We start from the raw sequence: 11,578 nt of genomic DNA on the forward strand, positions 1-11,578 counted from the left end.
CTTCAGCCTAGGCACGGCGCAGGCCGAACCCGGGGGCTGGGAGCGGGAGTTCCGCTGGTCTTCGCGGTGCGTTCACTGAAGTGCCCTGCGCAGCGAACGCACCTGTCGCACCATGCGACGGGTCGTCGCGTTGCGTGGCAGGAATGCCAGTTGTGCGGGGAGCCCGCCGGGCAGGGCGAGCGCCATCAGCCTGCGGCGTTTGACGTAGCGGGTGCTGGGGTGGGCGGTCAGGTGGCGTTCGGCCGTGGGGCGCAGGAGGGGGTGGAGCTGGGGCTGCATCATGAAGCCGACCGTCTTCAGCAGGGCTTCCAGGTCGGGGGCGGTCGTCGTGGGCCCCGCTTCGAGGTCGGGGAGGAGTGCGTCGGTGAGGGTGACGGGGATGCGGTTGCTGTTCTCGTACGGGGTGAGCCGCTCCAGGAGGAGGTCTGTTCCGGTGCGGGCCACCTCCAGGCCGTAGAACTCCCGGGCGGTGAAGAGCGCCGTGGAGAAGCACCCGACCACCAGCGCAGGGCGCAGGCGTTCGTACAGGACCTCCGCCAGGACCGGGAGGTCGAGGACGGTGAGTTCCACGCCGAGCTTCACCGCTTCCTCCTCCAGGGCCCGGCTGTAGCGTGCCGGAGCGCTGGGGTGGGGCTTGAACATGATGCGGTGGTGGCCGCGGCCGGCCGCGCCGCGCAGCATCCGTACATGCAGCTGCTCCTCTTCCTCGGGTGTGAGGATCGAGAGTGCCGAGAGGTACTGGCCGAGCAGGAGTGCGGTGGGGGAATTTGGCAACTCTGGTGCTGTGCAGGCCAGTTGGGTGAGGACTTTCAGGAACTGCTCCGTCGGGACGACCTCGGGCCCGACGCCGAACTCGGTCAGCAGGAGGGGCTTGAGGCCAGGGACCAGGTCCAGGTGCAGCAGCCTCCGCACGCGCGTGCCGACCAGCGGGTCGATCTTCGAACGGGTCGGGCCGTAGCTCATCAGGCCGTCCGCGTAGACGTCCACCGGCACGCCCGTGAAGATCTGCGCGATGGCCAGAGCCGGGTTGACCTGGAGGGATTCCACGGCCAGTTCGATGTCGTCGGTGCCCAGGTTCCACAGGAGGCGCAGATGGCGTTCCCAGAGCGGTACGTCGTCGGGGCGCGGTGACCAGCCGCCCGGGTGGAAGGGGGCGATGGTCCCGTTCCAGGAGAGCACGTCGTCGAAGTGGTGGCGTAGTTGCTCGAAGCCGGGCATCTCGTCGACGGCCGGAGTGATCTCGGGGGTGGAAGCGTTGTTGGTGACCAGCAGGATCCGGCGGTACGCGGGCGCGAAGCAGCCCGCGTCCAGGGCGGCGGCGAGCGTCGCGGCGCCGTACAGGGTCGAGGCGCAGAAGATCTGGGTGGTCATGCGGCCACCCCCGAAGCGGCGACCGGGCGGCGGCGCAGGCGGCGGAGGCGGACGGCGCGCTGGTGGTCCATGGAGTCGAGTGCCTCGTCCAGTACGGGTTGTGGCATCCGTTTGAGTGCGCCCGCGGCCAGGGACCTGAGCCTGCGCGCCACCGGGGCCTCGAAGCGGTCGATGGCTCCGAGGTGGTGGGCGATGATCGCGCAGTATGTCCGTACCGCCTTCGGGAGCAGCGCCGCCGCGTCCCGGTCGGCGGCCGTCTCGCGCACCACCTGGTCGAAGGCGCGGATGAAGTCGAGCTGGCGTACGTCACCGATCTGGGTGAGCGAGGTGGCGACCCCGCGCCGGTAGAAGACGCCCAACAGGCCTACCGCGGCGAAGGATTCGGCCTCGCGGTGCAGCCGCCAGATCCAGGGCCGGTCCTCGGCGGTGCGCAGGCCGTCGGTGAAGTGGAGCAGTCCGGCGTCGGCGAGGCGGCGGTGGTAGATGCCGGCCCAGGCATAGGCGTAGTCGACGGAAGTGGAACGGTCGGCGGGGAGGATGGCGTCGCGCGGGTGCAGCACGGCGCCGCGCCTTCCGACCGGGACGCGGTGCACCGTGCGGGTCGGGCCCGAGCACTGCGTGTGGTCGGTCCGTACGAAATCACACCCCAACCCCTCAATCGTGGCGAGGAGTTGCTCGAAGTATCCGGGGGCCAGCCAGTCGTCGCCGTCCAGGAATGTCAGGTATTCGCCGCGGGCCGCGTCGATTCCGGTGTTGCGGGCGGTCGCCAGGCCGCCGTTCTGTTCGTGTCTCAGGAGTACCGCACCGGGGAGTTCGTGTGCGGCGCGCTGCAGCAGACTGCCCGTCCCGTCGGTGGAGCAGTCGTCGACGAGAAGGAATTCGAAGTCGTCCCGCGCATTCGCCCGGAGACTTCTGAGGGTGTCAGGGGCGAAATGCTGGACGTTGTAGAACGGCACGATGACAGAGAGCTTGACCACGCGGGTGACGCTAGAGGCCGGGAGGTTGCCCGGACTTTACTTCGGTGAGATGTCAGATGAACAGGAAATGGCGAACGGCTCAAACACCTTGACTTCGAAGGGTGTTCGGAATATCTGTGCGAACGATTTCCGTGCGGCCCGAGCCCGAGCCCGAGCCCGAGCCCGCTACCCCAGCGCAGACCGCTTGAGCGAGCGCGCGCGCCGCGCGACGCTGCGCACGGTCCGGTTGCGCGGGATGAAGTTGAGCCGCGTCGGGAGGCCGCCGGGAAGGGCGAGGGAGGTGAGCCGGCGGCGCTTGAAGTAGGGCTGGGTGCGGGCGTTGAAGTGGTCGGTGAGGTAGCGCGTGGCGGCGGCGCGCAGCCCCGGGTAGATCTGCGGCTGCATGCCGAAGCCGACAGCGGCGACCAGGCCGGTGAGGTCGGCTTCGGCCTCGGCAGCCTCTTCCGCTTCGATGTCGGGGAGGAGTGCGTCGGTGAGGGTGACGGGGATGCGGTTGCTGTTCTGGTACGGGGTGAGACGTTCCAGGAGGAGGTCGGTTCCGGTGCGGGCCACGTCGAGGCCGTAGAGGGCGCTGGCGGTGAACAGCGCTGTGGAGAAGCAGCCGACGACCAGGGCCGGGCGGGCGCGTTCGTACAGGACCTCGGCCAGTACCGGGAGGTTGAGGACGGTGAGTTCCACGCCGAGCTTCTCTGCCTCCTCCTCCAGCGACCGGGACCAACGGGCGGGCGCGGTGGGGTGGGGCTTGAAGACGATGCGATGGTGGCCGCGCCGGACCGCGCCGCGCAGCATCCGTACATGCAGCTGCTCCTCCTCGTCGGGCGTGAGGATCGAGAGCGCCGAGAGGTACTGACCGAGCAACAGGGCCGGGGAGTCTGGCAGCGGGGGCAGTTCGCCCGCCGCGTCGGCGAGATCGCCGAGCACCTTGAGGAAGGGCTCGGCCGGCACGATCTCGGGCCGCACGCCGAACTCGGTGAGGAGGAGGGGCTTGAGGCCGGGGACCAGGTCCAGGTGCAGCAGACGGCGCACCGCCGTGCCGACCAGTGGGTCGATCTTGAACCGGGTCGGTCCGTAGCTCATCAGCCCGTCCGCGTAGACGTCCACCGGGGAGCCGGTGAAGACCTGCGAGAGCGCGAGGGCCGGGTTGACCTGGATGGACTCCAGGATGAGTTCGACGGCGTCGTCGCCGAGATTCCAGAGCAGCCGCAGATGGCGCTGGAGCAGTGGGACGTCGTCGGTCCGCGGCGACCAGCCGCCGGGATGCAGCGGGGCGATGGTCTCGTTCCACGAGAGCACGTCATCGAAGCGGTGGTGCAGCTGCTCGAAGCCCGGCATCGCGTCGACGGCCGGGGCGATCTCCGGGTTCCCCGCGTTGTTGGAGACCAGCAGGATGCGACGGCCTGCGGGGGCGAAACAGTCGGCGTCGATGGCCGCGGCGAGCGTGGCGGCTCCGTACAGCGTCGAGGCGCAGAAGATCTGGGTGGTGCTCATGCGGCGGCCTCCGTGGAAATGGCGGCCGGGCGGCGGCGCAGGCGGCGGAGACGGGCGGCGCGCTCGTAGTCCATCGAGTCGAGCGCTTCCTCCAGTACGTCCTGGGGCATGCGCCGCAGGGCGGCCGCGCTCATGGCGCGCAGCTTGCGGGCCACGCGCGGCTCGAACTTCTCGATGTTGGTCAGATGGTGGGTGATGATCGCGCAGTACGTCCGTACCGCCTTCGGCAGGTACGCGGCGGCGTCGCGGTCCTGCGAAGTCTCCGCTATGACCTGGTCGAAGGCGGCGATGAAGTCCAGCTGGCGTACGTCACCTATCTGGGTGAGCGACGACGTCACCCCGCGCCGGTAGAAGATCCCCAGCAGATCCGCCACGGCGAAGGACTTCGCCTCGCGGTGCAGCCGCCAGATCCAGGGCCGGTCCTCGGCCGTGTGCAGGTTCTCGGGGAAGTGCAGCAGCCCCGCGTCCACCAGCCGGCGGTGGTAGATGCCGGCCCAGGAGTAGGGGTAGTCGACGGGGGTCGAGCGGTCGCCGGGGAGTATCACGTCGCGCGGGTCGGTGACGACGCCGCGCGGCCCGTACGGCACCCGGTGGATGACCCGCTCCGAGCCGGTGCAGCGCACATGGTCGGTCCGGACGAAATCGCAGCCCAAGTTCTCTATGCACTGGAGCAATTGCCCGAAATAGCCGGGAGCCACCCAGTCGTCGCCGTCCAGGAACGTCAGGTATTCGCCGCGAGCCGCGTCGATTCCGGTGTTGCGCGCACCGGACACCCCGTTCTCATTGCGTCTGATGCGGACAGCGCCCGGCAGTTCGGCCTCAGCGCGTTCGAGGATCTCCTTCGTTCCGTCGGTCGAGTGATCGTCGACGAGAATGAATTCGATGTCGTCACGCGCATTCGCATGAAGGCTTCTGAGGGTGTCTGGGGCGTATGTCTGCACATTGTGGAACGGCAGGATCACGGAGAGCTTGGGCACCCGCATGACGCTATGAGTTCGTCCGGCATTCGCATCGACGCCCAGGGAGCTGTGCGGTGAACGACACATGGCGGAATGGTTAACCAGCACGCCATCGGGGCCGATTCCCCATTAGTAGACGCGCTGTTAACCCGCTGTTGCAGTCGCGTTGGGCCGCTAAACGGAATGGCTTTCTAGTTTCGTCGTCGTGCCAGTAAGCAAGAACAGCTCCTCCTCCCCCCTCCGCGTTGCCGTGATCGCAGACTCGGACACCCGCTGGAAGTGGGGTGCGCTCACCGCCCGCCGTCTCTCCGCCGATCCGGCCGTCCCGGCCGACCTCAGCGGGTTCCTGCTGCGCGGCAGGGCCACGCCCACCGCCCGTCAGCTCGCCGAGGTCGGCGTGGGTGTCGGGGCTGTGGACGTACGGGAGGTGACCGGCGCCGAGTTCCTGCGCGAGGTCGAGCGCGAGACGTACGACGTGGTCGTCCTCGCCCTCGTCGGCGGTGCGGTGCAGGCCGTACTGCACGGGCTCTCAGGCCTCACGGAGATGGAGCGCCGGCCCGTCGTCGTCACCGGCTACGTCGGTGTCGTCTACGAGAAGCTCGCCGACGGACTGCTCTTGCGCCACGGCGCGGACGTCGTCATCGCCAACTCCCGCCACGACGCGGAGCGTTTCCGTGCCGTGTACGAGGGCGTGGGCGCCGACGCGTCCGCCGTGACCGAGGCGGCGCTGCCCTTCCTGGGCGGCGCGCCGTACACCGGGGACACGGTGAAGACGGTCGTCTTCGCCGCCCAGCCCTCCGTCCCCGAGTCCCGCGCCGACCGCGCCTACCTGCTGCGCAGGCTCGTCGACCACGCCCGCTTCCACCCGGACCGCGAGGTGCTGCTCAAGCTCCGCTCCAGGCCGGGCGAGCACACCACGCACCTGGAGGAGCTGCCGTACCAGAAGCTCGCCGCCGCGATGGATCTGCCGCCCAACTTCCGTCTGGTGTACGGAAACATGGGCGAGGTCCTCGACCGCACCGACCTGCTGGTCACGGTGTCGTCCACGGCCGCGCTGGAGTCCCTGCACCGCCGTATCCCCACCGCCGTCCTCACCGACCTCGGGGTCCGCGAGGCCCTCGGCAACCACCACTTCCTCGGCTCCGGCTGCCTCGCGTCCTGGGAGCACCTCGACGCGGGAGAGCGGCCGCAGGCCGACGAGGAGTGGCTCGCGCGGCAGGGGGTCGCGGCGGACGGTTCGTACGAGACGGCCTTCGATGCCGTACGGAAGCGGGTCGCGCAGCTCGTCGGCGAACCCGAACTCCCGCCGCTGGCCCCCTACTACACCCTCACCACCGCGCCCGGATACCTCCCCGGCGTCCTCGCCCGCTACCGCCTGGACGGGGTCCCGGCCGCCGAGGCCACCGGCCTGCGCCGCATCGTGCGCGACGCGATGCGGGACGCGGCGCGCGGTGCCTACCGCCACGGCGTCCAGCGCGTGGCCCCCGTCATCCGCCGTATGGGAGAACTGTGATGCCCGACCCCCAGCCCCAGGCCGAGAAGGTCCTGGCCGAGAAGGTCCCGGCCAAGAAGGTCCTGGCCGTGATCCCCGCCCGGGGCGGCTCCAAGGGCGTACCCGCCAAGAACCTCGCCCCCGTGGGAGGCATTCCGCTGGTCGCCCGCGCCGTGCGCGCCTGCCGGGGCGCACGTCTTGTCACCGACGTCGTCGTCTCCACGGACGACCCGGCGATCGCCGAGGCCGCACGGGCGGCAGGGGCCGAAGTCGTCGCCCGTCCGGCCGAGTTGTCCGGTGACACGGCCACCAGTGAGGCGGCAGTGCGCCATGCGCTCGACACGTACGAGGGCGTGGACGTGGTCCTGCTCGTGCAGGCGACGAGCCCCTTCATCACCAGCGAGGAGATCGACGGTGTCGCGGCAGCGGTCGCCGAGAACGGTGCCGACAGCGCGCTGACAGTGGCCCCGTCGCACGGCTTCATCTGGCGCGAAGGGGAAGAAACCCACGGCGTCAACCACGACAAGGCCTTCCGCCCCCGCCGCCAGGACCGGCCCCAGGACTATCTGGAGACCGGCGCCGCGTACGCCATGGACGTCACGGGCTTCCGGGCCGCGGGCCACCGCTTCTTCGGGCGCACCGATCTTGTACGTACCGACCCCGCCAGGGTCCTGGAGATCGACGACCCGCACGACCTGGCCCGCGCCCGCGCCCTCGCCCCGCACTTCGACACGGCGGCCCTGCCCACCCTCGCCGACATCGACGCGGTGGTACTCGACTTCGACGGCACCCAGACCGACGACCGGGTCCTGATCGACTCCGAGGGCCGCGAACTGGTCGCCGTGCACCGCGGGGACGGCCTGGGCGTCGCGGCCCTCCGCGACCGTACGCCGCTGCACCTCCTGATCCTGTCCACCGAGCAGAACCCGGTGGTCGCCGCCCGCGCCCGCAAGCTGCGCATCCCCGTCCTGCACGGCATCGACCGCAAGGACGTCGCGCTCAAGCAGTGGTGCGACGAGCAGTCGATCAGCCCCGAGCGCGTGCTCTACGTCGGCAACGACGTCAATGACCTCCCGTGCTTCGCCCTCGCCGGCTGGCCGGTAGCGGTCGCCGACGCGCACGACGTCGTACGCGGCGCCGCGCGTGCCGTGACGACCACCCCCGGCGGCGAGGGGGCGATCCGCGAGATCGCCGCCTGGCTGCTCGGCCCGACGCTCAACACGCCCCACGCGTCTCACACGCCCCAGAACCTCACCACCCTCACCACCCTCAACGCCCCCACCCAGTAAGGAAATCCCGTCATGAGCACCACCCGCCTCCGCACCCTCGGCACCAAGACCGCCGGCCCCGGCCACCCCGTCTACATCACGGGCGAGATCGGCATCAACCACAACGGCGACCTGAACAACGCCCTCGCCCTCATCGACGTGGCCGCCGACGCGGGCTGCGACGCGGTCAAGTTCCAGAAGCGCACGCCCGAGATCTGCACCCCGCGCGACCAGTGGGACATCGAGCGCGACACCCCCTGGGGCCGGATGACGTACATCGACTACCGCCACCGCGTGGAGTTCGACGAGGCCGACTACCGGGCCATCAGCGACCACTGCGCCAAGCGCGGCATCGACTGGTTCGCCTCCCCGTGGGACACCGAGGCCGTCGCGTTCCTGGAGAAGTTCGACGTCCCCGCCCACAAGGTCGCCTCCGCGTCCCTCACGGACGACGAGCTGCTGCGCTCGCTCCGTGAGACCGGCCGCACGGTCATCCTCTCGACCGGCATGTCGACCCCGCGCCAGATCCGCCACGCGGTCGAGGTCCTGGGATCGGACAACATCCTTCTCTGCCACGCCACTTCGACCTACCCGGCCAAGGCCGAGGAGCTCAACCTCCGCGTCATCAACACCCTCCAGGCGGAGTTCCCGAACGTCCCGATCGGCTACAGCGGCCACGAGACCGGTCTGCAGACCACCCTCGCCGCCGTCGCGCTCGGCGCCGCGTTCGTCGAGCGCCACATCACCCTCGACCGCGCCATGTGGGGCTCCGACCAGGCCGCCTCCGTCGAGCCGCAGGGCCTGCAGCGCCTCGTCCGCGACATCCGCACCATCGAGGACGCGCTCGGTGACGGCGTCAAGAAGGTGTACGACTCGGAGCTCGCCCCCATGAAGAAGCTCCGCCGTGTCGCAGGCGTCGTCGCCGAAGGCGCCGACCGAGAGCCCGCAGGAGTCTGATCCACCTCATGAACCGAGCTGCCGCCCCCACCACGCTCGCCTTCGTAGAGAGCCCCGTCCAGCTGCTCAATCTCCTGGAGTGGGCCCACACGAACACCACGGACACAGGCGAGAGCCTCACCGTGGTCGTCCTCTCACCGCTCGACCCCATGTCGCGCGGCCAGCTCCGCCGTATGGCCGACCTGGCCCGCGAGGAGGGCCTGTCGGTGCGCTGGGAGGAGGCACGTGGCGGGGCGGCGGCACCGTTCCACACGATCGCTTCGCTGACGCCCCTGTTGCGCAAGGCACGCAGGATCGTGATCGGGGATCCTTTCTCGCGGTACGTACAACTCCTGCTCTCCATCACTCGCGCACGTGAGCTGGTGGTCGTCGACGACGGCACGGCCACGATGGAGTTCCTGGCCCAGCTCGCCGCCAAGCAGCCCCTCACGCGCTGGCACCGCAAGGGCCGCCGGGGCCCCCGCGACATCCTGTTCGCCCCCACCGCCTCCGCCGCGCGCCGCCGCCTCACGCCCTCGGCACGCCGCAGCGTCGAGGTCTTCAGCTCGATGCCGCTGGAGGGCGCACCCCCCGAACTCCGCACCACCCACAACGATTTCACCTGGACCAGATCGCGCTTCGGCCCGCCGCGCATCACGCGCACGGCGGACCTGGTGGGCACCTCGCTGGTCGAGACGGGTGTGGTGGACGTGGACAGCTACATCACGGCGGTCCGTACGCTGGCCGGCACCCACAACGCCACGCGCTACTTCGCGCACCGCCGCGAGGCCACGGACAAACTCCACCGGCTGCACGCCGAAACGGGCCTGGAGATCGTCCGCCCCGACCTCCCGCTGGAGCTGATCGCCCGCCGCGGCCCGATCGGCCACACGATCCTGAGCTTCCCCTCGACCGTGGTCCACACGCTGCCGCTGGCGCTCGCCGGCACCCCGGTGAAGGTCGCCGTCTGCGACATCGACCCCAGCTGGCTGACGGAGACCGCGTCCCCGCGCGCACAGGGCTTCCTGTCCGGGGTCACGGGCACGGCCCGCGACGTACAGCACCTGGCGCCCATGCATCCGACACCCGCAACCAACTGACCTGCCTCGTCGGTGCGTTGGGCTGCGCTATTGTCCCCACGAAAAGGACCCGCACGTCGGATTCTCAACGGGGAGATCTGCCATGACCAGCAGTGACAGCGCCAGGCACGAGGGATTCTCGGCCGAGGAACGGGCCGCGATGAAGGATCACGCGAAGGAGCTGAAGGCGGAGTCCCGCCGCAGTTCGCGCGCGGACAAGGCGGCGGAGGCCGAGCGGGACGTCCTCGCGAAGATCGCCGAGCTGGACGGATCCGACCGGATCCTGGCCGAGCGCGTCCACGCGGTCGTCACGGCGAACGCACCGGCGCTCGCGCCCAAACTCTGGTACGGCATGCCCGCGTACGCGCTGGACGGCAAGATCGTCTGCTTCTTCCAGAGCGCGGCGAAGTTCAAGGCGCGGTACGCCACGCTCGGCTTCAGCGACGAGGCGAAGCTGGACGAAGGTGTGATGTGGCCGGCCGCGTTCGCCCTGACCGAGATGAACGCCGAGGTGGAGGCGCGGATCGGTGAGCTGGTGCGGCAGGCGGTGAGCTGAGCCGCGGCGCCTGCGGATCACTCAACTCCCCTCGCCAGTAAGGCAGGCAGGCCGCAGCACGTCCACGCACCACTGCCGGAAGCTCGTGGGCGCGGTCGCGGGGGTGCTCGGTGCGGAGGCGCCGTAGAAGCCCTGTGCGTCCAGGGCCTCCGTCATCTCAGCCACCGACTGCGCCCAGGCCTCGCTCGCCCCGTAACGCAGAAGCGTCGCCCGGTACTCGGCGATGGTGGACCGCCGTACGCGCACCGTACGGCCGAGCACCTCGGAGACGACCCGGGCCATGCCCTCGGGGGCCAGGTCGTCGGGCCCGACCGCCGGGACGTCGGCCTGTCCGGTCCAGGAGGTGTCAAGGAGCAGCCTGGCCGCCGCGGCGCCGAGGTCGCGGGTGGAGCAGGTGCGCAGGACGCGGTCCTCCTGCGCCGCCAGGGAGAACACGCCCGCGGTACGGATGGACTCGGCCTGGCCCAGCAGGTTCTCCATCAGGGCCGGCGGGCACAGCGCCCGGTAGTGCACTCCCGTCGCCATGATCCCCTCGTCCATGGCGAGGGATGCCGAGATCGGCCCGGCGTTCTTCGCCACGCCCCGGCCGAGGGTGGAGACGCTCACGACGCGCTCGATGCCCTTGATCCCCTGGTCCGCGATCACCTCACGCAGCGGATCGGTGAAGGCGCGGAAGTGGCCCTCGACGCTGTCGGCCCCGGGCGCCGGCGGTACCAGCCAGAACACCCGGTCGGCGCCCTCGCAGGCCTCCTTCAGAACGGCGGGGTCGGCGTGCGATCCCCGTACGACCTCCACGTGTTCGCGCGCCTGCGGGGAGAGCCGGTCCGGGTCGCGGGCGATCACCCGGATTCCCCCGGTGGCTTCCGGGGCGGCGAGGAGGCGGGTCAGGACCTCGTGGCCGATCTGGCCTGTGGGTGTGGTGACAACGATCATCAGTAACTCCAAACGGGTGGGCGGGACATGACCGAGCCTGCGGCCTCCCGCGTCCGAACTGAAGGACCGATCCGCTCCCGCTTGTTACCCTGAGGGCAATGCCGATCCGAGGGGGGAGTGGGATGGAATCCCGCCCGCTGCGCTACTTCGTCGCCGTCGCCGAGGAGCTCAACTTCGCCCGCGCCGCCGGGCGTCTCGGCATCTCCCCGCCACCACTGTCGCGCGCGATCAGGCAGCTGGAGGCGGATCTGGGCACCGCCCTCTTCCGGCGGACCACCCACAGCGTGGCACTGACCCCCGCCGGCACGGTGCTGCTCGCGGAGGCGCGGATCGCCCTGGACGCCCTNNGGACGCGGGCCTCCTCGAACCGATCCTGGCGCGGTACGCGTCCGAGGCCGCCGCCGTGCCGGTCGCCGTACGCCTCTGCCACTGGCAGGAACAGCCCCGCCTCCTGCGCCGGGGCGAGGCGGACGTGGCCCTGGTCCACGAGCCCTTCGACCGCACCGGCCTGGACGCCGA

At 70.3% G+C, this 11,578-nt stretch carries 10 protein-coding genes and 1 pseudogene; 6 read left to right on the forward strand and 5 right to left on the reverse strand.

The window, feature by feature from the left end:
- Window positions 1-72 precede the first annotated feature (72 nt).
- The 4 genes from J0695_RS07415 to J0695_RS07430 form a co-directional block, all read right to left on the reverse strand.
- Window positions 73-1,371 (reverse strand): polysialyltransferase family glycosyltransferase, encoded by a 1,299-nt coding sequence (locus J0695_RS07415; protein WP_206961051.1) that lies wholly within the window; start codon window positions 1,369-1,371, stop codon window positions 73-75.
- Window positions 1,368-2,348: a glycosyltransferase family 2 protein gene (locus J0695_RS07420; protein ID WP_206961052.1), complete on the reverse strand. Its 981-nt coding sequence runs from the start codon at window positions 2,346-2,348 to the stop codon at window positions 1,368-1,370. The genes J0695_RS07415 and J0695_RS07420 overlap by 4 nt, the downstream gene beginning before the upstream one ends.
- A 165-nt stretch (window positions 2,349-2,513) precedes the next feature.
- Window positions 2,514-3,836, reverse strand: coding sequence for a polysialyltransferase family glycosyltransferase (locus J0695_RS07425; protein ID WP_206961053.1), 1,323 nt, complete (start codon window positions 3,834-3,836; stop codon window positions 2,514-2,516).
- Complete coding sequence (locus J0695_RS07430) at window positions 3,833-4,813, reverse strand: glycosyltransferase family 2 protein (RefSeq protein ID WP_206961054.1); 981 nt, start codon at window positions 4,811-4,813, stop codon at window positions 3,833-3,835. Before J0695_RS07430 ends, J0695_RS07425 begins: the two co-directional genes overlap by 4 nt.
- Before the next feature lie 232 nt (window positions 4,814-5,045).
- Between J0695_RS07430 and J0695_RS07435 the strand changes: the two genes are divergently transcribed.
- The 5 genes from J0695_RS07435 to J0695_RS07455 all read left to right on the forward strand — a co-directional run bounded on the left by J0695_RS07435 (window position 5,046) and on the right by J0695_RS07455 (window position 10,126).
- Complete coding sequence (locus J0695_RS07435) at window positions 5,046-6,308, forward strand: DUF6716 putative glycosyltransferase (protein ID WP_372445718.1); 1,263 nt, start codon at window positions 5,046-5,048, stop codon at window positions 6,306-6,308.
- Window positions 6,308-7,576: an acylneuraminate cytidylyltransferase gene (locus J0695_RS07440; RefSeq protein WP_206961056.1), complete on the forward strand. Its 1,269-nt coding sequence runs from the start codon at window positions 6,308-6,310 to the stop codon at window positions 7,574-7,576. Before J0695_RS07435 ends, J0695_RS07440 begins: the two co-directional genes overlap by 1 nt.
- Window positions 7,577-7,588: 12 nt before the next feature.
- Window positions 7,589-8,512 (forward strand): N-acetylneuraminate synthase family protein, encoded by a 924-nt coding sequence (locus J0695_RS07445; protein WP_206961057.1) that lies wholly within the window; start codon window positions 7,589-7,591, stop codon window positions 8,510-8,512.
- 8 nt (window positions 8,513-8,520) lie between these two features.
- Complete coding sequence (locus tag J0695_RS07450) at window positions 8,521-9,591, forward strand: hypothetical protein (RefSeq protein ID WP_206961058.1); 1,071 nt, start codon at window positions 8,521-8,523, stop codon at window positions 9,589-9,591.
- A gap of 82 nt (window positions 9,592-9,673) precedes the next feature.
- Window positions 9,674-10,126 carry an iron chaperone gene (locus tag J0695_RS07455; protein ID WP_206961059.1) on the forward strand — a complete coding sequence of 151 codons (453 nt, stop codon included), beginning with the start codon at window positions 9,674-9,676 and terminating at the stop codon, window positions 10,124-10,126.
- 21 nt (window positions 10,127-10,147) lie between these two features.
- Here J0695_RS07455 and J0695_RS07460 read toward each other — a convergent pair whose 3' ends face one another.
- A complete protein-coding gene (locus J0695_RS07460) occupies window positions 10,148-11,059 on the reverse strand; it encodes an NAD(P)H-binding protein (RefSeq protein WP_206961060.1) in 912 nt (303 codons plus the stop codon).
- Between the two features lie 122 nt (window positions 11,060-11,181).
- Here J0695_RS07460 and J0695_RS07465 point away from each other — a divergent pair.
- Window positions 11,182-11,578 (forward strand): annotated as a pseudogene (locus J0695_RS07465) (LysR family transcriptional regulator); the annotation flags it as partial.

Source organism: Streptomyces beijiangensis (assembly GCF_017315755.1).
Taxonomy (GTDB): Bacteria; Actinomycetota; Actinomycetes; order Streptomycetales; family Streptomycetaceae; genus Streptomyces; species Streptomyces beijiangensis.